The following is a 23096-nucleotide window of genomic DNA, read 5'->3' as shown; positions in this document are numbered from 1 at the left end:
TTATGGCGTTAAGGGTGCAGCCAAACGCAAAGGAAGCCCAACGAACTCGTGAGGGAACGTGCATAAGGGGTGGAACAAGTAGACAGGCTTAAATAATCAAGGCGCAGTGGCACTTACAGGTGACAACCATGCGGAAAGAGGGAAGTCCTATGTAAAAAGAGAGTTTATAGCGATTGAATATTTATATACTTTAGAGTATAATATTTATGAGTGTATAAACGAAACAGGAGGGATACTATGCTAGGAAGAGTAGCTGAATTAAACTATTTGAATGAATTATACGAAAGTGAAAAGTTTGAGTTTTTAGTTATGTATGGTCGAAGAAGAGTTGGTAAGACAACATTGCTTCAAGAATTTTCAAAACATACAAATGCAATCTTTTTTCCTGCACGTGAAAAAAATGATGCATTAAATTTAGAAGATTTCTCAAAAACAATACAACTTTATTTTGATCAGCAATTTATTTCATCATTTAAAAGCTGGGAAGATGCTTTTGTGTATATTGGTAATAAAATACAGGATCGAACTGCACTTATTATTGATGAATTTCCATATATCATTGAAGAAAACCCTTCTGTTAAATCACTTCTACAACATGCCATTGATCATAGCTGGAAGAATAAAAATATCTTTTTAGTTCTTTGTGGTTCTTCAGTTAGTGTCATGGAGAATGAAATCATGGGAAGAAAAAGTCCATTACATGATCGGCAAACGGCAACCCTTGAAATAATACCATTCGATTATTTAGAAAGCAGTAATTTCTTTCCTAACTATAGCAATGAAGATAAGTTGATTGCTTATGGTATTTTAGGTGGTATTCCAAGATATTTAGAAGCATTTGATGCTGATAAATCCATTGGAGAAAATATAGTTTCTAAAATTATTCGAAATGGTTCCTATTTATATGAAGAACCTGAAAATTTATTGAAAGCAGAATTACGAGAAACAAACACCTATAATTCCATACTTTCTGCAATTGCGAATGGAAGAAACAGAATCATCGAAATTGCAGATTATATATACGAGAGTCAAACAAAAGTTTCTAAGTATTTAACAACGCTTCAAACATTACGCTTGATTGAAAAAAGAGTTCCATGTGGCGAAAACGATAAATCTAAAAAATCAATTTATGTAATAAAAGATAACTTCTTAAGATTTTGGTTTCGCTATGAATTTACAAACAACGCTTATTATGCAATGTTAGGCGCAAAAGATGCTGCTGAAGAAATTATGAATGATATTTCAAACCTTATGGGTGATGTGTTCGAAGGTGTATGTAAAGAATATTTAATTCATCAGGCAAAGCAAAGAAAACTTCCTTTTATTCCATTTTCTATAGGAAAATGGTGGGGGAATAATCCAAGTATCAAAGCACAAGATGATGTTGATGTTTTAGCAATTGATCGAAGTGGAAAAAAAGCAATCTTCATGGAGTGTAAATTCACATCTAGTCCTATGCCTCTTGAAGAATATACCGATCTCGTAAATGCTACAAAAGCATTTCCAAATATCAAAGAAATATATTTATATTTTGTAAGTAAATCCGGATATACGGAACCAGTAAAACGACAAGCAGAAATAGATTGTGCAATTCTGTTAACGATTGATGATTTATTTGAGTAATCTGTATATAGTTTTCTTAAATTTAAAAAAATGTGTTAAGGGTTAATTATGTTATTCATCAATCGTTTTTTTGACAATATATGACTATTATTAAATTAAATCCTGATTTAAGAGATAAATACGCCAAAATTGAAAATATCAGTGATGAGAAACATTCTGTATATGTTTTAAGTTAGATGAAACAAATATGATGGCAGAGCAAATTGAAACACGATAGTTACATGAACAAGCTTTTGGAAGGGAAAGAAAAATAATTAAAATATGGATTACTTTATTAAATTTGATTATGTAGACTTGATATCATAAATAAGCCGGATGCAAACATGGCTTTCCACTATTATAAAACAGAAGAAGATCGGAAGTAACAGATATAATTGCTTCTAAGGATACTCTGCTCTTAAGACTCATATCATGTGAAGTGGATACAATAACGGTGAATAAGGACACGGATCAGGAGAATGCGCTGTTTTAAAATGCACTGGCAAAATAGTATACTGTCATTGATATCCAAAATGTATAATCCTAAACAGGATGCAATGAAAATTGGAACGAGCTGTATTCCGGTAGCGAATATAGCTTTTTGCTGTATGCAGATAGTTGTTTCTGTTTTACTTTCTGCCTCCTGCTTTTCTCATTGTGGGCATATGGTAAGAAAGCTTTTCTCCTGATGAAAAGAATGCTATAATAATCAAAACAAGGAGAGAGCGGTATGAGCATGAAATTCAGACGTTTTCTATGCTTTCTGACAGCTCTGCTGCTGATCAGCGGTTGTGCAGGCAAGGAAGACGGTAAGAAGTATCCAAGCGAATATGAACCATCACCGAGTCCGAAAATGTCTGAGCTTCGTCTGCCCAGCAGCCCCGGAGAGCAGGTGGCTGTGGATTCCAGCGGACTGGTACAAATCGATTACAGCAATACAAGCAGCGGATATCTGCAGGCCAAGCTTTTGCACAAGCCTGAAAAAAGGATGCGCCTCCAGATAACCAAGGACGGTGTAGGAAACATCGCATATGATTTTACAAAGGAAAACGAATATGAAACCTTTCCCTTTGAGCAGGGAAGCGGAACATATCTGGTAAAGGTACTCGAAAATCGTTCCGGGAAAACCTATACGATCACATTGACCCTGTCAGTGGATGTCAAGCTTGAAAATGAGCGGATACCGTTTTTATATCCAAATCAGACGGTGAACTATGACAGTCATACAGCGGCTGTAAAAAAAGCCTTTGATCTGACGAAGGATGATGATACCGTATTGAAGCGGATTGCGACACTGTATAATTATGTTGTGGATAACATCAGCTATGATTCGAAAAAGGCGAAGGAAGTAGAGGATATTTATGTGCTTCCTGTCGTGGATGAAACACTGGAAAGCAAAAAAGGGATATGCTTTGATTATGCGGCTCTGCTTGCGGCGATGCTGCGCAGCCAGCAGATTCCAACCAGACTGGTAACGGGAAATACCACGATTGAGTATCATGCCTGGGTTGAGGTATATATTGAGGGAAAGGGATGGATCAATCCCGATATTCTGCTGCATGCAAAGAAATGGAGCCGTATGGATCCAACTTTTGATGCCAGTGACATTGATTATAAAGATGACTATGAAGATAAGTATTACTACTAGGAGGAAAACGGTATGACACATACAACATTACGCTCTGAGGAGATGTTTGATTTCTGTACCCAGATGTCGATGATTCTCGCAGGCGGACTATCTGTCGAGGAGGGGCTGGAAATTATAGGGGACGATACGGATAATCCGCATATGAAGGAGGCTGCCGCATGTCTGCTGGAAAAGGTACATGTCATAGGTTCCTTCAGCGCGGCGCTGGAAGAGGCTCCGTATTTCGACACGTATGCCAAGAAAATGGTTGAAATCGGGGAAATCAGCGGTCATCTCGATAATGTTATGAAGGAGCTGGCGCTATATTATGAGCGCAGCAGTGACCTGAAGCAATCCTTGAAGGAGGCACTGACCTATCCCTCGATTCTGTTATTGATGATGTGGGCGGTAGTCGGCATTATCGTATGGAAGGTTCTGCCAATATTTGAAAAGGTTCTTTTGCATATGGGAGCTGCCCTTCAGGGGACGGCCGCCTCCATGATGCGCTTTGGACAGCTGTTTGCCACAGCCTCCTTTATCATACTGACACTGTTCCTGCTGGGGGGGATTCTACTTGCAGTGACCTTTAGAAAATCAGGAGGTAAATCGTTCCTTTCCCATCTGTTTATGACAAAGCGGCTCTACCATAACATGGTCATGGCGAAAATGACCTATGCGCTGTCGCTGTTCATTACGAGCGGGTATGAAATGGAGGAGGCGCTGGGGTATCTTACGGATGTTGTCGGGGATGAGGCGGTTCAAAAGAAAATTGATGCCTGCCGCAGTGATATGCAGGAGGGGAAAAGCTTTTCGCAATGTCTGCGCGAGCAGGCGCTTTATCAGGGAGTATATGCGAGTATGATCATCACCGGCTTTCACAGCGGAAAAAGTGATGAGGTCATGCAGAAGGTGAGCACCCTATACGAGAAGGATGTGGATACCAGTATCTCAACCTTCCTGAATACCATTGAACCTGTCATTGTGATTGTTTTATCTGTAATCGTAGGAATCATACTGCTCTCTGTCATGCTGCCGCTGATGAGCATTATGTCATCCATCGGATGATGAAACATAAGAAAAAAATGCTGGGTCTGCAGCTTTTTATGTTCATGGGAATCCTGGTCATGCTCTATTACGGATTTTCGACAGCTGACAGCGGACTCAGCAGGGAGGATGCACAGCGTGCTAAGGAGGCAATTCAGAAGGCAGCACTGGAATGCTACAGTATCGAGGGCGCATACCCCCAGTCGCTGGAGTATCTGAAGCAGCACTATGGTTTGTATATACAGGAGGATGCCTATCGCATCCGCTATCATTACATCGGGGCAAATATCATGCCGGATACGGATGTGTATCCAAGGAGTGAACAGCCATGAAACAACGACATTCCATTGATATTTTGTTCTCTCTATCGTTATTTACTGTATTTGTAATCTGTGCGTTTCTGGTGCTTCTGTTTCAGACCGGAAGCTATCAGGCTATCATTAAGCAGGGGGAAGAGGTCGAGCGTATGCATACACCCCTGGCATATCTTCGCGCAAAAATTAGAAGTGCGGATGAAGACGGGGCCGTATCTGTGAGACAGCTGGAGGACACGGATGCGATTGTAATACACGATAAGAAAGAACGTATTGTTACCTATATATATGAATATGAGGGAAAGCTGCGGGAGCTGTATGCGAGTGAGGAAGTGAAGCCGATGCTTTCTGCAGGGACATCACTGTTTACCGTTTATGACTTTGAAGCACAGGAAAATGGAGGTCTGCTGCAAGTGAGCATCCACGATGAGCAGGGGAAAGCCAGCCGTATGATGATGGAGCTGAAGAGTGAGTAAGGAGGAAGCGCTATGCGGGAGAGTCATGCAAATAAATCGATATCGTTTCTGATGGAGCTCATCTTTGTGCTTTTCTTCTTTACCCTGGCGAGTGCGGTTTGTGTGCTCGTTTTGGGAACGGCAAAGGATAAAAATAATCTGGCTGCAGATACGCGGAATGCGCTGCAATATGGAGAAAATCTGGTGGCACAGCGAAAGATTCCCCAGGTACAGCAGGCAATGCAGAAGAAAATCTTTTACTTGGATGAGAACGGAAACCGGTCATCTTCGCAGGCAGGATATTATCGGGTTGAAATTGAACAGAAGAAAGCGGTTGAAAAAAGTGGTCGGGCACTTTGTGAGCTTTGTATTTACCGCGATGACAAAGAGCTTGTACGTCTTCCCTTTCTGCTGGAAGGGGGCGTTCAAAAATGAAGCTTGAAAAGCGCGGCGTGCAGATTGGTCTGGGAGCATCCAGTATCTTCATGATTTTCGTCGTTTTGTGTATGATGATCTTGTCAGTACTTTCGTACACACGCTCATTACAAAACGAAAAAATTGCACAGCGAGAGAAGCTGTATCAGGAGGCAGTTGCCAAAAGTGATGCGGGAGCACAGCTGCTGATTGATGAACTCCGGCAGTATCCAAAGCAAACCCTGCAGCAAAGTCTGAAACAAAGCAGGGTGCAGTCGCTGCTGCAGGAATATGCGATGAAAACGGATTGGGAGCAGGATGAGCTGCTTGTGACAATACCGGTTCAGGATGCACAGCAGCTGCAGCTGAGATTGCAGAAGCAGGGAAGTGCTGTTCATATAAAAGCATGGAAAACAATTACGAAGGGAGATGCACTGTGATGGTGACAATCGAACAGATGCTGAAGGAAGCAATCGCAAGGGATGCTTCGGATATATTTTTAGTAGCAGGGCATCCATATGCCTTTAAAATCAATGGAGAAATTCACTCCATGCAGGAAACCAGGCTGATGCCCAATGACACAGCTCAGCTGATTCAGGAAATTTATCAGTATGCGCTGCAGAATACCTATGAGGATTTTCTCAAAAAAAAGGATGATGATTTTTCCTTTTCCATACCGGATGTCGGGCGGTTTCGCTGCAATGTCTATCTGCAGAGAAATTCGCAGGCAGCGGTTCTGCGCGTTGTCCGCTTTGAACTTCCCGATCCTGTTGAATTGAATATACCACAGGTCATCACATCTCTTGCGGCGGTGAAAAAGGGAATGATTCTGGTAAGCGGACCGGCTGGGTGCGGAAAATCAACGACGCTCGCCTGCATCATTGATAAAATCAACGAAAGCCGCAACGTACATATCATAACGATAGAAGATCCGATTGAATATCTGCACGCCCATAAAAAAAGCATTGTTTCTCAGCGGGAGGTGTATCACGATACACAGGATTATTTAAACGCGCTGCGTTCTGCCCTGCGGGAAGCCCCGGAGGTCATACTGGTTGGAGAAATGCGGGATCTTGAGACGATCAATACGGCAGTTACTGCCGCAGAGACCGGACATTTAATTTTATCGACCCTTCATACCATGGGGGCAGCCAATACCATTGACCGCATGATTGATGTATTTCCAAGTGAACAGCAGCAGCAGATTCGCGTACAGCTGTCCATGACGCTGCATGCTGTTATCAGTGAACAGCTGGTGCCGGCCACGGATGGGGGTATCATACCTGTTTTTGAAATTATGATCGTCAATCCGGCGATTCGTACGCAAATCAGGGAAGGAAAAATTCATCAGCTGGAAAATTCCATGATTGCAGGAAGGGATCAGGGAATGATAACCATGGATGAGAGTCTTATGAAGCTGTATGAAGCAGGCAGAATTGATAAGGAAGCTGCACTGATGTATGCGAGTAACTCGGAACGCATGCGTAAAAAGTTAAATATGTGACGGCGAAGGCGCATGGCTTTCGCTTTTTTTCATATACTAAAAGAAAACAGACAAAGTATTAAAACTGTATAAATACACAGGCATGAAAACGCGCTATACTGAAACCAGATAGAAGTAGCATATGTATATCAAAACATAGGAGGAGATTTGTATGAAGAGACAGACAAAGAAACTTGCTGCAGGTGCAGCGGCTGCTGCAGCGGGTATTGCAGCAGCAACGGCAGTGCGTCATGTTACGAAGAAACGCGAACAGAGTGCCCAGAGCATGGTGAGCAGCGGAAGAGAAGGGGAACGGCAGGCCTATCTGATTGGCGGCGGTCTGGCTTCCTTATCGGCAGCGGCTTACCTTATTCAGGATGGCAGCTTTCATGGAGAGAATATTCATATCATGGAAGGGATGAGCATCCTTGGCGGAAGCAATGACGGTGCAGGGACGATGCAGAATGGGTTTGTCTGCCGCGGGGGCAGAATGCTGAATGAGGAAACCTATGAGAACTTCTGGGACTTGTTTTCCTCCATTCCTTCTCTGGACTGGCCGGGAAAAAGTGTGACCGAAGAAATATTGAATTTTGATCACCTGCATCCAACGCATGCGCAGGCCAGACTGGTGGATCGTTATGGCGTGATTCAGGATGTGCGCAGCATGCAGTTTAACAATACCGACCGCTTTCTGATGACAAAGCTGCTTGCAACACCGGAAGAAAAGCTGGATGATGTAACCATTGAACAGTGGTTTAAGGATAGTCCGCACTTCTTCACTACAAATTTCTGGTATATGTGGCAGACAACCTTTGCTTTTCAGAAATGGTCCAGTGCATTTGAATTCCGCCGGTATATGAATCGTATGATTCTGGAGTTTCCACGTATTGAAACGCTTGAGGGAGTAACCAGAACACCATACAACCAGTATGAATCTGTGATTCTTCCGTTAAAGGCATATCTGGAGGGCTTTGGTGTGGACTTCAGCATTCGTGCTGTTGTCGAGGATCTGGATTTTAAGGAAGACAGTGTAACAGTTACAGATATTCATCTCTTGGAAAATGGAAAACAGCGCACCATCCATCTGGAGGACAGTGATTTATGTATTATGACAAATGGCTGTATGACGGATTGTGCAACGCTTGGTGACTTTAAAACACCGGCACCTTATGAACCAAAGGATCCGATTTCAGCGCAGCTGTGGAAACGAGTTGCAGAAAAGAAGCCGGTTCTGGGCGATCCAACGCCATTCTTTGGTAAGCCGGAGGAGACCAATTGGGAGAGCTTCACTGTCACAATGAAAGGGAACAGGATGCTGAAAATGATTGAGCAGTTCTCCGGCAATATTCCGGGCAGTGGTGCACTTATGACCTTTAAGGATTCCAGCTGGCTGATGTCCATTGTAGTGGCAGCACAGCCTCATTTCAAGGCACAGGATGCCAATACAACAATTTTCTGGGGCTATGGCCTGTATACGGATGCGCTTGGTGATTACGTGAAAAAACCGATGCGGGAGTGCAGCGGTGAGGAAATCCTGATGGAGCTGATTCACCATCTGCATTTTGAAGAGAATACGAAGGATATCATGGAATCCGTAGTGAACGTCATCCCATGCATGATGCCGTATATCGATTCACAATTCCAGCCAAGAGCGATGAGTGATCGTCCGCTGGTTATCCCAAGCGGCTCTACCAATTTTGCCATGATTTCACAATTTGTGGAGATTCCGGAGGATATGGTATTCACGGAGGAATATTCTGTACGCGCAGCACGTATGGCAGTTTACGGACTGCTTGGTATTGAGAAGAAGCTGTGCCCGGTGACACCGTATCATAAAAATCCAAAGGTTCTCGCAGTCGCAGCAAAAACAATGCTTCGCTGATAAGTCCATACACGTTTAGAAAGCAGTTATCAGCAGTTGAAGCTTTCGCCCAACCTGCAGAAGATTGGGGTTACTGAAGATTTCTTCCTGCTTTGACGAAAAAACAACAGGATAAACAAAAAGGGTCACTTTCATCTTTTTTACGATGATATGGATCCTTTTTTCATGATTCTGGGATTTATCTGTTAAGAATTCTTCTCCAGATCGGTCTTCTGATGTTTAGAAGCAGAGACATGGCTGTGAGAAATTTGCCATTTGTGATTGTCCTGCAGCTCCATAAATTACAGATTACCTAAACATTGCAATACAATACTGCAGACATTCGATATAGTAAAAGGGAGGCAGCAGTAGGATCAGCTGATGTATACCTTTGATATTGAGGAATGCAGGTTAACGCTGCCACCGCAGATCAGCGAAGACTTTGACCTTTCGCAGATTATGTATGAAGTGCCAATGAGTATTGTGAAAGACGGTACGGTAGAGAGAGGAAGCATACCGGAATTCATACGCTTTTATAATGCGATGCTGTCCGGGGAACCGCATGGCTATTTCGAGATGAAAAAACGTAAAAAGGATGGTACCTGCTGCTGGTATTCCGCAAAGTATTCCATGATTTATGATAAAAGAATACGCTTTGTTTTTTTCATAAGGCACATCCTGATAAGAAAAAGCGAAAATCAAATGCTTCATGACTCCCGCTGATTACTTATCACCATTTTCAAATGAATTATACGGCATCTCCTTTGTTTTATAAACGCTTTCTGAAGGGCGAACATATCGCTTAGAAGGATAGAAAAGTTTGTGTTTAGAACTTAAAGCTCTGTAATATAAGAATAAAATAAGATGTGCATCAGCGTATTGATAGCGATGGCAGCATGTAGACAGCCTGCTTTTGCGCACTTTCTCTTATGCTGCATATTTCTGTATAAAAAAACGGTAGGGTTCTCTGTGATTTTTGAGTGGCTATAGAATCGGAAGCCTTTAAGGGCTGTATCTAGAAATACCCTTATCTGTAAAGGAAGCTACGCTTTTGTCTAAACACGCAGGTGTTCTTCAGTACAGCCATAAAGTTGGTCAAATCGTTGGTCAAGTTTTCAAAAAGCACAAAAAAAGCCGATAATTATCGGCTTATTTGATATATGGAGCGGGTGATGAGAATCGAACTCACGTAGTCAGCTTGGAAGGCTGAAGTTCTACCATTGAACTACACCCGCATCTCTTGATTGCTCTAATAATATACACTATTTTTTTAGTTTATGCAACACTTTTTTTAATTTTTTTCGTTTTTTTTACCGATAGGCTCCTATTCCTCTGTGAGAGCCTGTAAAAATACAAGAGATATCTTGGGGATTGATTTGTTATAGCCTGATACTCACTCACGTTATGGTTTTATGAGTTTCTCCAAATGTCAATGGTGAATATTGACCAAGGCATTACTTTTACCGGAAGAAAACCTCGTTACGATAGCTCTGATATACGCATATCCCTTTCAAATCTGTAAAAGCTGTTTATCTTGCTGTTTCCATCGTTTATACTGCAAGAGATTTGGATATCAACCACGGCCTGATAAAAACACCTTCTCATACACTTTTATGCAGCATATGAGAAGGTGTTTGGTTAATTTTTAGGCACCAGAGAAATTACACGGTCTGCCAAAACACTGAATGGCATTGTCTGCAGCCAGATTTTGCCGGGACCGCTTAACGTCGCAAGGAACATCCCTTCACCACTGAAAAACTTGTTTTTCAATCCCTTTACCGTTGTGATATCAAAGTGTACAGATTCCTCGAATCCGGCGATATACCCCTGATCCACCTGCAAGGTTTCACCGGGAGCCAGTGTTTTTTCGATGATATCTCCATCTATCTCAAGGAAGGCTGTACCGTTTCCTGTCAGCTTCTGTAAGACAAAGCCCTCACCGCCGAAAAATCCGGTACCCAGCTTTTTGCGGAAATGTGCCTGTAGATTCACACCGTCCTCTGCAGCAAGAAAGGCGTTTTTCTGAACAATGAGCGTCTTTCCATCATGCAGGGTAACCGGCAGAATCTTACCTGGAAAGCTGGAGCCGAAGGCGATTTCCGCATGGTCGTGACTGCTGGTATACGTGGTTAGAAAAATAGACTCGCCGGACATGGCACGTCCCAGTCCCTTCAGCAGCCCTCCACGGGTATTGGAATCCATAGAGAACCCTTCTTCCATCCAGCACATTCCACCGGATTCAGTAAACATTTTTTCCCCGCGATCCAGCTTGCAGACAACGGCCGGCAGCTGTCCGCCGATAATTTCATATTTCATTGAATCTCCTCCTGTCGTATGATATCTTTATTCTATCATAATTGGAAAATATTTACCTTTTCTATTATACAAAAGTGCGATAAAATTAGAGCAGAAAGTGAGGACATACGATGATACGTGTAGGAATTATGGGTCTGGGGCAGATTGCGCATCGAGTAGCTAAGGGAATCTGCTATGCAGAAAACGCAGAGCTGTATGCGGTTGGCTCACGCTCCTTAGAAAAAGCAGGGGAATTTCAGAGACTATATGGAGCTCAGAAAATTTATGACAGCTATGAAAGACTCCTGCAGGATCCGCAGGTGGAGATGGTATATATATGCACACCAAATCATTTGCATTTCGAGCATATTCAAAACGCTTTGCGCCATGGAAAGCATGTTTTATGTGAAAAGCCGCTGGTGGCGAATGCTGAGCAGCTAAAGGAGTGCTTTGAGCTGGCACGCAGCAGCAATCTGTTTCTGATGGAAGCAGAAAAGACATTATTTACGCCGCTGAACAGAAAACTCAAGCAGCTGGTGAAGGAAGGAGTGATTGGACAGCTGCGGTATGTGGAGGGCAGCTATTCCTATCCAATCGATCTTTCAGAAATGGAGGAGGATCACTGGTGCTTCTCTAAAGAAGCAGGCGGCAGCGTCTATGATGTCGGTGTGTATCCGATCTGTTATGCGAACTGGTTTTCCGATGGATGTATCTCTGACATTCAGGCGGTCAAGGATTGTGCAGCAGGGGGCTATGATATGTTCACACAGGCATTGCTCACCTACGATAACGGCGTAATTGCCAGTGTGCGCAGCGGCTGGAAGCAGTGGATGGATAACCGCGGAGTGTTGTATGGCAGTAAGGGAAGCATTGAGACAGAAAACTTCTGGAAGAATACCCGAGCGATTCTAAAAAGGGATGGTATCTGTACCCCCATCGAGGTTGACATGAAATCCGACTTTACCGGAGAGGTGGAGCATGCGGCGGCATGCATACAGCAGGGGCTGCTGGAGAGCCCGATTCTGGGAGAGCGGCAGAGCATGGAAATTATGAAAGTTCTGGAATATGTGAAATCTCTTTAAAATTTCTGAAAGTTTTTCATTACGGATTGAATAATTTTCATAAAAATAGTAAAATAATACGCAGTGAAAGGTGAGGTAATTGTAATGAAAATTGAATCGAAATGTCTGCATGCAGGCTATGAACCGAAAAACGGAGAACCTCGTGTTCTGCCGATTTACCAGAGTACGACCTATAAATATGACTCTACAGACTTTGTCGGACAGCTGTTTGATCTGACAGCGGAGGGACACATGTATTCCCGTATCTCCAATCCGACGGTGGATGCGGTAGAGAAAAAAATCGCAGCACTGGAGGGTGGTGTCGGAGCACTTTGTACAACATCCGGACAGTCCGCAACCTTCCTTGCTTTAATGAATGTGCTGGAAAGCGGAGACCATCTGGTTGCTTCCTCTACCATTTACGGAGGTTCAGTCAATCTGTTGTCTATCACCTTCCGAAAATTCGGCATCGAAGTGTCCTATGTGGATCCGGATGCGGCTGCAGAGGAAATCGAAAAGCTGATTCGCCCGAATACGAAAGCGGTATTTGGAGAGATTATGGCAAACCCTGCCATGAATGTACTGGATATTGAGAAATTTGCCAGTGTCGCACATGCACATGATATTCCGCTGTTTGTCGATAATACCTTTGCGACGCCTGTCCTGTGTCAGCCGTTTCGTTTCGGTGCGGACATCGTCATTCACAGCACAACAAAATATATGGATGGACATGCCCTGCAGATTGGCGGTGTTATCGTTGACGGGGGAACCTTCAACTGGGCAAACGGCAAATTCCCGGGTCTGAGCACACCGGATGCCTCCTATCATGGTATCGTGTATACGGATACCTTCAAGGAAGCAGCTTATATCACCAAGGCCAGAGTTCAGCTGATGCGTGATCTGGGCTGTTATCCGGCTGCGCATTCTGCATTCCTGTTGAATCTGGGGCTGGAAACGCTGGCAGTCCGTATGGAACGTCATTGTGCGAATGCACAAAGAACGGCTGAATTTCTGGAATCACAGGACGCGGTGGAATTTGTAAACTATCCGGGTCTCAAGCAGAATAAATATCACGCCCTGGCACAAAAATATCTGCCGAAGGGATGCTGTGGCGTTATTTCCTTCTCCATCAAGGGAGGAAGAGAGCGCGCAGCTGCTTTCATCGATCATTTGAAGATGGTATCTCTGGAAGTCCATGTTGCGGATATTCGCACCTGTATTCTGCATCCGGCAAGCTCAACACACCGGCAGCTTACGGATGAACAGCTGGTAAACTGCGGTATCACACCGGGATTGATTCGACTGTCCTGCGGGATAGAGCATATTGATGATATCCTGGAAGATTTAACACAGGCGTTCGCACAGATATAGGAGATGAAACAGCATGCCGATCAATATACCGAATGGCCTGCCAGCCAAGCAGATTCTGGAAAGTGAAAAAATCTTTGCACTGGAAGAGGATGTAGCTAGAAAGCAGGATATCCGCCCGCTGAGAATTGTTATCCTCAATCTGATGCCAAAAAAAATTGAAACGGAAACACAGATTCTGCGTCTGATATCCAAATCCCCATTACAGGTGGATATCGATTTTATGATGGTCAGCAATCATGTTTCCAAAAACACGAGTGCTGATCATCTGTTGAAGTTCTATGATGATTTTTCGACGCTGAAAAAGAACCGTTATGACTGTTTGATTATAACCGGTGCACCGGTGGAGCATCTGGAATTTGAGGATGTCGATTACTGGGACGAGCTTTGTGAAATCATGGAATGGAGCAAAACTCATGTGTACTCCACGCTGCATATCTGCTGGGGTGCACAGGCAGGATTGTATTATCATTATCATATTCAGAAGCATTTGATGAAGCAGAAGGTATTTGGTATTTATCCGCAAACGTTATGTGATGAATACAATTTTCTGACAAATGGCTTTGATGAAATACATTACACGCCGCATTCCCGCCATACTGCCATTGATGAACATGCACTGGCTAAGCAGGAAGCCCTTGAAATTTTATCCCGCTCGGATGTAACCGGCAGCAATATTGTTGCGACCGGAGATTTCCGGGAAATTTATATCCTGGGGCATCTGGAATATGGCAAGGAAACACTGGCGCAGGAATATTTCCGCGATCTTTCGCAGGGTAAGGAAATTCAGCTTCCCTTTAATTATTTCCCTGAGGATGATCCACAGCAGGAGCCTGTTTTAACATGGCGTTCTCATGCAAATCTGTTGTATCGCAACTGGCTGAATTACGTATATCAGATGACACCGTATGACCTGCAGGAATTAAGTGCTTATAAACAAGAACATAACGTGGCTGCAGCGTCTGTATGAATAGAAATAATATCCTGATATGATACAGGGTATACATGCCATGGAGATCCAGTGCCTTGTGTGTTGTAACAGGCTTAAGGTGCAGGCCGTTTTCACAGAGAACTGCGTTTCTTGAAAAATACAGGAAGTCAATGAACGATGAGTTTAAACAGCCTGTTAATCGAAACATCTATCTGCAGTCACCGAGCGAATGGGTAGAAACCAAGCTTTGATTGGATGATTTCTATCCTTTTTTTATTTCTCAGATACTCGTTATGAGATCGCAGCATTGACAAATCAGACCCTATAGACAGCATAGCAAGCAAGGGATGTGCCCCAGTTATTTTGATGATTTGCAGCTTTCATTGTTCAGATAGGATGGCTTGCAAAGGAAACAATAGCTTTCCCTGAACTGTATCCTGCATTTTGAAACACCATTGTAAGTGTCGGACAGCTTTTTGTAAGATATTTTTGCCTGCTCTGTTTCCTTTTTCTTCCTCTGCGTTTATAATATAGGTATTATAAGATGCTGGTTAAAGGAGGAGTTTGAAGTATGGAATACAGAGAGCTGAATGAGGAGTATCAGCCATCCCTGCTGGGATTTGGATGTATGCGTTTCCCGCTGGATGCACAGGGGAAGATTGATGAGGCGGAAGCTGAACGGATGCTGGATACCGCAATCGCACATGGTGTGAAGTATATCGATACAGCGTTTCCGTATCATCATGGAGATAGTGAACCGTTTGTAGGCCGTGTGCTGAAAAAATACGATAGAAGCAGCTACTATCTGACAACAAAGCTGCCGCTTTGGGATTTGAACACGCTGGAGGATGCGAAAGCGATGTTTGAAAATCAGCTGAAGCGCCTTGATGTAACGTATGTGGATTTTTATCTGCTCCATGCGGTAGATAAGGCGAAATGGGAAAAAGCAAAGCAGCTGGGCATTCTTGCATATTGTGAAGAATTAAAAGCGCAGGGAAAAATACGGAATTTCGGCTTTTCCTTTCATGATGAATACGACGTATTTGAAGAGATACTGACTTATCGCAAATGGGATTTTTGCCAGATACAGTATAATTATGTGGATACACAAGAGCAGGCCGGAGATCGCGGCTATGCCCTGGCTGAGAAACTGGGAATTCCGATGGTCATCATGGAGCCGGTGAAGGGCGGCTCGCTTTCCAAGCTGCCACAGGATCTTGCTTCACGCTTAAAGGAGGCTGCACCCAATAGCAGCATCTCCTCCTGGGCGCTTCGCTGGGTAGCCAGTAAGCCAAATGTTAAGGTGGTACTCAGTGGCATGTCCACCATGGAGCAGGTGCTCGATAACCTGTCAACCTTTGAAGATTTTAAACCGCTGAGCGTAGCGGAGCAGGGGTTGATTAAGGAAATCGCAGAAGAAATCAAGGCGAGAACGATGAACGGCTGTACAGGCTGTGCGTACTGTATGCCGTGTCCATTTGGTCTGGATATTCCAAAGAATTTCCGCATCTGGAATGAGCATGCAAAATATGGAAATACGGAAGTGGCAAGAAAACGTTATTTTGAAGAAATGAAGGAGGAAGAAAGAAGCAGCCAGTGTAAGAAATGCGGGAAATGTGAAGCACTGTGTCCACAGCATATCGCTATACGTGAGGATCTGGCACATATGAGCAGCGATATGGAGCTTCTTAAGAGCAAAGCTGGGTAAGCATGAAAAGCAACTCATAAATACAGACAGGAGTGTTCGCGTGATATCATGGCGGCATTCCTTTTTTAGTGAACCTTTCTAAGCAGTCTTCCATTTACATTGCAGAAATTACAGCTATGTGGCACTGACAGCAAGCTGAGCAAAAGAGCCGCTTATGCTGTCAGCTTTTATTGCGTATGTGCTGGGGTACCTCTATCATTTTTTTAAGTATTTGCACAGTCTCCTGTAAGCAGCATACCTGAGAAACTCCACTTTTTGACGCTGCTGCTTCTGCCTGCTTACGGAAAGGGAGATGGTGGTTGTAGGCATTTGTGGAGGCGCATTTGCCCGTAGGTTGATAGTATAGGTGCAGGAGGGTAGAAATGAACTGTTTAAAAGATGCTGTTCTCAACGAAGAGGTTTTTGTGGTAGATATCGAGCATACAGCTTTGATGAAACGCAGGCTGATGGATCTTGGGTTCGTACCGGGCACTGGAGTGACACCGGTTTTGGAAAGTCCCAGCAGGGATATGCGTGCCTATCTGATCAAGGGCTGTAAAATCGCTTTACGCAGTGAAGACAGTGAGCGGATTCTGATAAAAGGGAAGGAGGCTGCATATGCTGTTTGAAAAGCTCGTTCAGGCGAACGACAATATCAATGAAATGTACTTGAAGCAGCGCAAGGGATATACCATTGCTTTGCTTGGAAATCCCAATGTTGGTAAAAGCACGGTATTCAATGAGCTTACCGGCATGAATCAGCATACCGGTAACTGGCCGGGGAAAACGGTGGAGCTTGCGAAAGGACACTATACACATAGGTATCGCCAGAATCAGATGATAGATCTTCCTGGAACCTACTCCCTGCTTGCACACTCCAGTGAGGAGGAGGTTACACGAAATTATGTGTGCTTTGAGCCATGCGATGTGTGCCTGGTTATCTGTGATGCCACTGTTCTTGAACGTAACCTGAACCTGGTTCTGCAAACGATGGAAATCACAGATCATGTCGTACTTGTTTTAAATCTTATGGATGAAGCCAAAAAGAAGAACATTACGATTGATACGGAAAAGCTTGCCAAGCTTTTGAAGGTTCGTGTCGTAGAAATGAGCGCACGCAATCATGAGGGCTTTGAGGATGTCAAGGAAGCCATTGAAGAGGTGGGAAACCGTGTAAGTGATACGCAAGGGGCTGCAGTCCGTTATGCCAAAGATCTGGAGCAGGCCATTGCTGCGGTAGCTGATGTTATGAAAACACGGCGGCTCAATACACGCTTCACGGCCTTGAAGCTGCTGGATCCGGAGGTTGACAGCACGCTGTTTTATGAGGATATCGAAAACCAGGAGGAAACAAGGGCAGAGGTGGAAAAACAGATTGCTCGCTTAAAGGATAAGGATTTGTATGAACGCTTTGAAGATATCGTAGTACACGCCCTGCATGAAAGAGCAAGGGAAATCAGTGAAGAATGTATTATATTTAACAATGCATCCTACCAGAACCGGGATATGCGTATTGATCATGTTGTTACCAGCAAAGGCTGGGGACTGGTATGGATGGTCGTATTGTTATCTGTAATATTTTGGATTACCATTTCCGGAGCCAATGTTCCAAGCGAAATGCTTTCAGGAATGTTTGAGGATCTGCAGGTATGGCTGCATCAGCTATTTGCCTCCTGGAGTATGAATCCATATATCACCAGCTTTATTGTGGATGGAGTCGTGAAAACCTGCGGCTGGGTAATTTCCGTTATGCTGCCGCCGATGGCAATCTTCTTTCCGATGTTCACACTGCTGGAGGACTTTGGTTATCTGCCGCGAATCGCTTTTAATCTGGACGGCTTCTTTCAAAAGGCCTGCACCTGCGGGAAACAGGCGCTGACGATGTGTATGGGATTTGGCTGCAATGCCGTCGGGGTCAGTGGAGCCCGTATTATCGACAGTCCGCGGGAGCGTCTGATTGCAATTATCACCAATACCTTTGTACCCTGCAATGGCCGCTTTCCTACGCTGATCAGTATTATTACGATGTTCTTTGCAGGGGTGGTGGCGGCACCGTGGAATGGTCTTCTGTCAACACTGCTGTTGACGGGCGTTATTGTATTTGGTGTCATCCTGACCTTTCTCACCTCACGCTTTTTGTCGAAAACGCTGCTGAAGGGAGTGCCGTCAAGCTTTACACTGGAGCTTCCTCCGTATCGGCGACCGCAGTTTGGCAAGGTGATCGTGCGTTCCATCTTTGACCGTACGCTGTTCGTGCTGGGCAGGGCAGTGAGTGTTGCCATACCTGCCGGAGCAATTATCTGGCTGCTGGCCAATATTCAGGTTCAGGATGCAAGCCTGCTGCAGCATATATCGCTGTTTCTGGATCCCTTTGCTCATCTGATGGGGCTGGACGGTGTCATTCTGCTGGCCTTCCTTCTGGGCTTCCCGGCAAATGAAATCGTTGTACCGATCATGATCATGGCGTATCTGGCAAATGGATCGATGACGGATATCGGTGATCTTGCCGTATTAAAGGAGCTGTTCGTCAACAACGGCTGGACATGGGTAACCGCCATCTGCACCCTAATGTTCTCTCTGGTACACTTTCCATGTGCTACTACACTGCTCACCATACGCAAGGAAACACAAAGCTGGAAATGGACTGCCGTCAGCTTTCTGTTGCCAACCGTACTTGGTATCCTGCTGTGTATGGGAATCAATCTGCTTGCGCATATCTTTCTGCTGGTATAACTATGTCTGCCGATCCTTGATGATTTGTAAAGGGAGCGCATGTATGTTATAGAAAGATAAATTCAAATAAACGGGTACAAAAAAAGAGGAGCCGTGTGTGAGTTCCTCTTTTCTTATATATTATGGGCGCTTTACGATAACAGCGGTACCCTGTCCACCACCGATGCACAGAGATGCAAGACCAGATTTCGCATCACGCTTGATCATTTCGTGAATCAGTGTAACCAGAATACGGTTTCCGGACGCACCAACCGGGTGACCCAGAGCGATTGCTCCACCGTTTACATTCGTTTTTTCCAGGAATGCTTCACGATCGATTCCGTGCTCTTCCACCAGCTCGTGTACAACACCTAAAGACTGAGCGGCAAATGCTTCATTCAGCTCTACCAGTTCAACCTCATCCAGCTTCATGTCTGCATATTTCAATGCATTGCGGATTGCCGGAGTAGGTCCCAGACCCATTGTTAACGGATCCACACCACCCTGACCGATGCCGACTACCTCGCACAGCGGAGTCAGGTTGTATTTTTCGACAGCTTCTTCACTTGCCAGCAGAACGAAGGAAGCACCATCGTTGATGCCGGATGCGTTGGCAGCCGTTACACTACCGTCCTTAACGAATGCCGGACGCAGCTTTGCCATCTTTTCAGGAGTGGATTTGCGGTTTGGATGCTCGTCTGTATCAAATACGATTGTTTCTTTTCTCAGCTTCACTTCAACAGGAACGATTTCGTCCTTGAAACGTCCGGAATCAACAGCAGCGATAGCCTTCTGCTGAGAAGCATAACCGAATGCATCCTGCATTTCACGTGTGATATTGTATTTCTTGGCAATGTTCTCTGCCGTAACACCCATGTGGATACCGTTCATAGCATCTGTCAGGGCATCGTAGATCATATGGTCTACACACTTGAAATCTCCCATTTTGTTTCCTGTACGTGTATTTGCAGGAATCAGGTAAGGAGCACCGGACATGGATTCCACACCACCGGCAACGACAATGTCATTAAATCCTGTCTGAATGGACATAACACCCTCCATAACGGTACGAAGTCCGGAACCACATACCATGTTCACGGAGTGTGAGCATACACTTTCCGGAATTCCTGCAGCAAGGGCAACCTGACGTCCGATGTTCTGTCCCAGACCAGCGCTCAGCACGTTCCCGCACAGCAGCTCGTCTACCTGCTCAGGAGCAACCTTTCCATCTTCCAGCAGTGCCTTTACTACTGTAGCCCCTAAATCAACTGGTTTTACGGTAGTTAAAGATCCTAAGAAACTACCGATTGCACTACGTTTAGCGCTAACAACATAAGTTTTTCTCATTTTTCTCTACCTGTCTTTCTTTCAATGTAACGTGTCGCATACGACACTCAATACATCAACATAGTAACGAAAATTCATGCATTTGTCAATAACTTGTGAAAAAATTCATAAGTGAATGCATCTGTCGGATTTCTCTTTTTACGATTTTGAAACACAAAAGCAGGAAAAACAAGCCCTTGTGAGCTTGTTCTTTTGTTTATACGCGTTTGATGATGACTGCAGCACCCTGTCCGCCGCCGATGCACAGGGAAGCCAGTCCGATTTTCAAATCGCGCTTCTGCATTTCGTGAAGCAGACTCACCAGAATTCGGTTTCCGGATGCACCGACCGGATGTCCCAGTGCGATTGCTCCGCCATTGACGTTGGTTTTTTCCATAAAGGCGTTACGATCCATGCCGGTTGCTTCCTCCAGTTCATGAATGACACCCAGAGACTGTGCAGCAAACGCTTCATTCAGCTCTACGAGCTCCATGTCCTCGATGCACAGGTCAGCATACTTCAGCGCATGCAGAATCGCAGGCGTAGGACCAAGACCCATGACGCGTGGATCTACACCGCCCTGACCGATGCCGATGACTTCCGCAAGCGGTGTCAGATTATATTTCTTAACGGCATCCTCACTGGCGATGATTGTAAAGCTGGCACCGTCATTGATACCGGAAGCATTTCCGGCAGTAACGGTACCGTCCTTTGTGAAAGCGGGACGCAGCTTTGCCAGCTTTTCCGGCGTGGAGGCACGGTTCGGGTGCTCATCGGTGTCAAATACCGTCACACTGCCCTTACGGCCGGGTACTTCTACCGGCACGATTTCATCCTGAAAGCGCCCGGAATCGATGGCAGCGATTGCCTTCTGCTGGGATGCATAGGCAAAGGCGTCCTGATCCTCACGGGAAATGGAATACTTTTTCGCTATATTATCTGCGGTAACACCCATGTGTATCCCATACATACCATCTGTTAATCCATCATGCAGCATGGAATCCACCATCTTCATGTCACCCATCTTCACACCGTTTCGCACCTTACTAGGCACCAGATACGGTGCATTGGTCATAGATTCCACACCACCGGCTACAAAGATATCGCCGAATCCGCACTGGATGCGCATGGTGGCTTCCATAACCGCCTTTAATCCGGAACCGCACAGCATATTCAGGGACTGTGCACATACCTCAACAGGGACACCGGCCTTGATGCTGACCTGACGTCCGATGTTTTGACCAAGACCTGCCGCAATCACGTTTCCGACAATCACCTCGTCGATATTGGCAGGATCAATGCCTGCCTCCTCGATGGTTCTGCTTAAAACAGCAGCTCCCAGATCTACCAGGGGCATGTTGGTAAGCCCGCCCATGAAGCTTCCGATAGCGCTTCGCTTTGCTGCTACGACATATGCTTTTCTCATGTAATAACCTCCGCTTTCTATATTGGTCTTCCTTGGGGAAGGGGAAGAGGACCCTTTGTCAAGGCTATGGTAACGGAAGAAAAAACGTTTGTCAAGAAACTTGTTAATAAATTAACAAATGAGAATGTAGGAATATATTCTGAACAAATGTCAACTTGTTAATTTTGTAACAAAAACTTGTTAAAACTTTAACAAACATATTGACGTGAACAAAAAAGAGGTCTAAAATGTAGATGGATTATGTATTCTCGACAACGCGATGAATACGCTGCTTATACTATATTTATATAGGCGCATGCAAGCAATCCTAAGTTCAAGTAAATCAAGGAGAGGAGAACACTTATGGACTTCATGTTAACAGAACAACAACAGATGATGAAGAAACTTTTCGCTGAGTTTGCTGAAAAAGAAGTAAAACCTCTTGCAGCAGAAGTAGACGAAGATGAACGTTTCCCTAGAGAAAACGTCGAAAAAATGAAAGCCTGCAAAATGATGGGGATTCCGTTCAGCAGAGAATACGGCGGAGCAGGTGCTGACTACCTGAGCTATATTCTGGCAGTCGAGGAGCTGAGCAAGAAATGCGGTACAACAGGTGTTGTATTGTCTGCTCACACATCTCTTGGAACATGGCCAATCGAACACTTCGGAACAGAAGAACAGAAAAACAAATATCTGCCTGACTTATGTACAGGCAAGAAGCTGGCTGCATTCGGCTTAACAGAGCCAAATGCCGGTACAGATGCTGCCGGACAGCAGACAACGGCTGTAAAAGACGGTGACGATTACATCCTGAACGGTACAAAAATCTTCATTACCAACGCTGGGGAAGCAGATGTTTATGTAATCTTTGCAATGACTGACAAGACAAAGGGAACTCATGGTATCTCTGCATTTATCGTAGAGAAGGGAATGCCTGGATTCACTGTTGGTCAGCATGAAAAGAAGCTGGGTATCCGCGGTAGTGCAACCAGTGAGCTGATCTTCAACAACGTGCGTTTAAGCAAGGACCACCTGCTCGGACAGGAAGGCAAAGGCTTCAAGATTGCCATGATGACACTGGATGGCGGACGTATCGGTATCGCTGCGCAGGCACTTGGTATTGCACAGGGTGCAATTGATGAAACCGTTCCTTATGTAAAAGCTCGTAAGCAGTTCGGACGTTCCATTGCAAAATTCCAGAACACACAGTTCCAGCTGGCTGATATGCAGGTGAAAACAGATGCAGCCAGATGGCTGGTATACGATGCAGCAATGAAGAAAGAAAAAGGTCTTCCTTACTCTGTCGAAGCTGCTAAGGCGAAACTGTTCGCAGCAGAGGTTGCAATGGAAGTTACAACCAAGGCAATTCAGCTGATGGGTGGATACGGTTATACTCGTGACTATCCGGTTGAAAGAATGTTCCGTGATGCGAAGATCACTGAAATCTATGAGGGTACTTCTGAAGTACAGCGCATGGTTATCAGTGGCGCAATGCTGAAGTAATACAGAGA

20 protein-coding genes and 1 tRNA gene are annotated in these 23096 nt (G+C 44.7%); 17 read left to right on the top strand and 4 right to left on the bottom strand.

What is annotated here, in order from left to right; translation table 11 throughout:
* The first annotated feature begins 237 nt into the window (after positions 1-237).
* The 10 genes from ACG3M1_RS13770 to ACG3M1_RS13725 all read left to right on the top strand — a co-directional run bounded on the left by ACG3M1_RS13770 (position 238) and on the right by ACG3M1_RS13725 (position 9523).
* Positions 238-1623 (top strand): ATP-binding protein, encoded by a 1386-nt coding sequence (locus ACG3M1_RS13770; protein ID WP_395814259.1) that lies wholly within the window; start codon positions 238-240, stop codon positions 1621-1623.
* Between the two features lie 709 nt (positions 1624-2332).
* Positions 2333-3250 carry a transglutaminase-like domain-containing protein gene (locus ACG3M1_RS13765; protein ID WP_008817463.1) on the top strand — a complete coding sequence of 306 codons (918 nt, stop codon included), beginning with the start codon at positions 2333-2335 and terminating at the stop codon, positions 3248-3250.
* 12 nt (positions 3251-3262) lie between these two features.
* The gene (locus tag ACG3M1_RS13760) at positions 3263-4294 is read left to right on the top strand and encodes a type II secretion system F family protein (protein WP_008817462.1); all 1032 of its coding nucleotides are present in this window, start codon (positions 3263-3265) and stop codon (positions 4292-4294) included.
* Positions 4291-4605: a hypothetical protein gene (locus ACG3M1_RS13755; RefSeq protein ID WP_008817461.1), complete on the top strand. Its 315-nt coding sequence runs from the start codon at positions 4291-4293 to the stop codon at positions 4603-4605. Before ACG3M1_RS13760 ends, ACG3M1_RS13755 begins: the two co-directional genes overlap by 4 nt.
* A complete protein-coding gene (locus tag ACG3M1_RS13750) occupies positions 4602-5063 on the top strand; it encodes a DUF4860 domain-containing protein (RefSeq protein WP_008817460.1) in 462 nt (153 codons plus the stop codon). Before ACG3M1_RS13755 ends, ACG3M1_RS13750 begins: the two co-directional genes overlap by 4 nt.
* 12 nt (positions 5064-5075) lie before the next feature.
* Complete coding sequence (locus ACG3M1_RS13745; protein WP_002610654.1) at positions 5076-5477, top strand: hypothetical protein; 402 nt, start codon at positions 5076-5078, stop codon at positions 5475-5477.
* Entirely contained in the window at positions 5474-5896 is a 423-nt protein-coding gene (locus tag ACG3M1_RS13740; protein ID WP_002610656.1) for a hypothetical protein, read from the top strand. Before ACG3M1_RS13745 ends, ACG3M1_RS13740 begins: the two co-directional genes overlap by 4 nt.
* Positions 5896-6960 (top strand): type IV pilus twitching motility protein PilT, encoded by a 1065-nt coding sequence (locus ACG3M1_RS13735; protein ID WP_008817459.1) that lies wholly within the window; start codon positions 5896-5898, stop codon positions 6958-6960. Before ACG3M1_RS13740 ends, ACG3M1_RS13735 begins: the two co-directional genes overlap by 1 nt.
* Positions 6961-7111: 151 nt before the next feature.
* On the top strand, positions 7112-8821 hold the full coding sequence (locus ACG3M1_RS13730; protein ID WP_008817458.1) for an oleate hydratase: 1710 nt from the start codon (positions 7112-7114) through the stop codon (positions 8819-8821).
* A 360-nt stretch (positions 8822-9181) separates the two neighbouring features.
* A complete protein-coding gene (locus tag ACG3M1_RS13725) occupies positions 9182-9523 on the top strand; it encodes a hypothetical protein (RefSeq protein WP_008817457.1) in 342 nt (113 codons plus the stop codon).
* A 438-nt stretch (positions 9524-9961) separates the two neighbouring features.
* Here the strand turns inward: ACG3M1_RS13725 and ACG3M1_RS13720 are convergent.
* Both ACG3M1_RS13720 and ACG3M1_RS13715 read right to left on the bottom strand, forming a co-directional pair.
* A tRNA-Gly gene (locus ACG3M1_RS13720) sits at positions 9962-10035 on the bottom strand.
* 403 nt (positions 10036-10438) lie between these two features.
* Complete coding sequence (locus ACG3M1_RS13715) at positions 10439-11116, bottom strand: TIGR00266 family protein (protein ID WP_008729216.1); 678 nt, start codon at positions 11114-11116, stop codon at positions 10439-10441.
* A 110-nt stretch (positions 11117-11226) separates the two neighbouring features.
* On the opposite strand from ACG3M1_RS13715, the gene ACG3M1_RS13710 reads away from it, so the two are divergent.
* The 6 genes from ACG3M1_RS13710 (at position 11227) to feoB (ending at position 18875) form a co-directional block, all read left to right on the top strand.
* Positions 11227-12177 carry a Gfo/Idh/MocA family protein gene (locus tag ACG3M1_RS13710; RefSeq protein WP_008819301.1) on the top strand — a complete coding sequence of 317 codons (951 nt, stop codon included), beginning with the start codon at positions 11227-11229 and terminating at the stop codon, positions 12175-12177.
* Between the two features lie 84 nt (positions 12178-12261).
* Entirely contained in the window at positions 12262-13527 is a 1266-nt protein-coding gene (locus tag ACG3M1_RS13705; protein WP_008819300.1) for an O-acetylhomoserine aminocarboxypropyltransferase/cysteine synthase family protein, read from the top strand.
* A 13-nt stretch (positions 13528-13540) separates the two neighbouring features.
* Positions 13541-14494: a homoserine O-succinyltransferase gene (locus ACG3M1_RS13700; RefSeq protein ID WP_002611466.1), complete on the top strand. Its 954-nt coding sequence runs from the start codon at positions 13541-13543 to the stop codon at positions 14492-14494.
* 532 nt (positions 14495-15026) lie between these two features.
* A complete protein-coding gene (locus ACG3M1_RS13695) occupies positions 15027-16163 on the top strand; it encodes an aldo/keto reductase (RefSeq protein WP_002611464.1) in 1137 nt (378 codons plus the stop codon).
* Between the two features lie 362 nt (positions 16164-16525).
* Positions 16526-16771 carry a FeoA family protein gene (locus ACG3M1_RS13690; protein ID WP_008819298.1) on the top strand — a complete coding sequence of 82 codons (246 nt, stop codon included), beginning with the start codon at positions 16526-16528 and terminating at the stop codon, positions 16769-16771.
* Positions 16761-18875: a ferrous iron transport protein B gene (gene feoB / locus ACG3M1_RS13685; RefSeq protein WP_008819297.1), complete on the top strand. Its 2115-nt coding sequence runs from the start codon at positions 16761-16763 to the stop codon at positions 18873-18875. The genes ACG3M1_RS13690 and feoB overlap by 11 nt, the downstream gene beginning before the upstream one ends.
* A 120-nt stretch (positions 18876-18995) precedes the next feature.
* Here the strand turns inward: feoB and ACG3M1_RS13680 are convergent, their stop codons facing one another.
* Both ACG3M1_RS13680 and ACG3M1_RS13675 read right to left on the bottom strand, forming a co-directional pair.
* Entirely contained in the window at positions 18996-20201 is a 1206-nt protein-coding gene (locus ACG3M1_RS13680; protein ID WP_008819296.1) for an acetyl-CoA C-acetyltransferase, read from the bottom strand.
* 196 nt (positions 20202-20397) lie between these two features.
* Positions 20398-21606, bottom strand: a complete 1209-nt coding sequence (locus tag ACG3M1_RS13675) for an acetyl-CoA C-acetyltransferase (protein ID WP_002611456.1) — start codon at positions 21604-21606, stop codon at positions 20398-20400.
* Between the two features lie 342 nt (positions 21607-21948).
* Here ACG3M1_RS13675 and ACG3M1_RS13670 point away from each other — a divergent pair, with 342 nt between their 5' ends.
* On the top strand, positions 21949-23088 hold the full coding sequence (locus ACG3M1_RS13670; protein WP_002611453.1) for an acyl-CoA dehydrogenase: 1140 nt from the start codon (positions 21949-21951) through the stop codon (positions 23086-23088).
* Positions 23089-23096: the final 8 nt, after the last annotated feature.

This window comes from Clostridium sp. 10cd* (genome assembly GCF_044336395.1).
Lineage (GTDB): Bacteria > Bacillota_I > Bacilli_A > Erysipelotrichales > Erysipelotrichaceae > Clostridium_AQ > Clostridium_AQ innocuum.
The sequence above is the reverse complement of the archived record's forward strand: the minus strand, read 5'-3'. Positions and strand labels throughout refer to the sequence as shown.

Coding starts and splice junctions, on each gene's coding strand:
- ACG3M1_RS13715 (WP_008729216.1), bottom strand. CDS start 11,116: ATGAAATATGAAATTATCGGCGGACAGCTGCCGGCCGTTGTCTGCAAG.
- ACG3M1_RS13755 (WP_008817461.1), top strand. CDS start 4,291: ATGATGAAACATAAGAAAAAAATGCTGGGTCTGCAGCTTTTTATGTTC.
- ACG3M1_RS13705 (WP_008819300.1), top strand. CDS start 12,262: ATGAAAATTGAATCGAAATGTCTGCATGCAGGCTATGAACCGAAAAAC.
- ACG3M1_RS13725 (WP_008817457.1), top strand. CDS start 9,182: ATGTATACCTTTGATATTGAGGAATGCAGGTTAACGCTGCCACCGCAG.
- ACG3M1_RS13670 (WP_002611453.1), top strand. CDS start 21,949: ATGGACTTCATGTTAACAGAACAACAACAGATGATGAAGAAACTTTTC.
- ACG3M1_RS13735 (WP_008817459.1), top strand. CDS start 5,896: ATGGTGACAATCGAACAGATGCTGAAGGAAGCAATCGCAAGGGATGCT.
- ACG3M1_RS13695 (WP_002611464.1), top strand. CDS start 15,027: ATGGAATACAGAGAGCTGAATGAGGAGTATCAGCCATCCCTGCTGGGA.
- ACG3M1_RS13730 (WP_008817458.1), top strand. CDS start 7,112: ATGAAGAGACAGACAAAGAAACTTGCTGCAGGTGCAGCGGCTGCTGCA.
- ACG3M1_RS13745 (WP_002610654.1), top strand. CDS start 5,076: ATGCGGGAGAGTCATGCAAATAAATCGATATCGTTTCTGATGGAGCTC.
- feoB (WP_008819297.1), top strand. CDS start 16,761: ATGCTGTTTGAAAAGCTCGTTCAGGCGAACGACAATATCAATGAAATG.
- ACG3M1_RS13690 (WP_008819298.1), top strand. CDS start 16,526: ATGAACTGTTTAAAAGATGCTGTTCTCAACGAAGAGGTTTTTGTGGTA.
- ACG3M1_RS13750 (WP_008817460.1), top strand. CDS start 4,602: ATGAAACAACGACATTCCATTGATATTTTGTTCTCTCTATCGTTATTT.
- ACG3M1_RS13770 (WP_395814259.1), top strand. CDS start 238: ATGCTAGGAAGAGTAGCTGAATTAAACTATTTGAATGAATTATACGAA.
- ACG3M1_RS13680 (WP_008819296.1), bottom strand. CDS start 20,201: ATGAGAAAAACTTATGTTGTTAGCGCTAAACGTAGTGCAATCGGTAGT.
- ACG3M1_RS13760 (WP_008817462.1), top strand. CDS start 3,263: ATGACACATACAACATTACGCTCTGAGGAGATGTTTGATTTCTGTACC.
- ACG3M1_RS13710 (WP_008819301.1), top strand. CDS start 11,227: ATGATACGTGTAGGAATTATGGGTCTGGGGCAGATTGCGCATCGAGTA.
- ACG3M1_RS13675 (WP_002611456.1), bottom strand. CDS start 21,606: ATGAGAAAAGCATATGTCGTAGCAGCAAAGCGAAGCGCTATCGGAAGC.
- ACG3M1_RS13700 (WP_002611466.1), top strand. CDS start 13,541: ATGCCGATCAATATACCGAATGGCCTGCCAGCCAAGCAGATTCTGGAA.
- ACG3M1_RS13740 (WP_002610656.1), top strand. CDS start 5,474: ATGAAGCTTGAAAAGCGCGGCGTGCAGATTGGTCTGGGAGCATCCAGT.
- ACG3M1_RS13765 (WP_008817463.1), top strand. CDS start 2,333: ATGAGCATGAAATTCAGACGTTTTCTATGCTTTCTGACAGCTCTGCTG.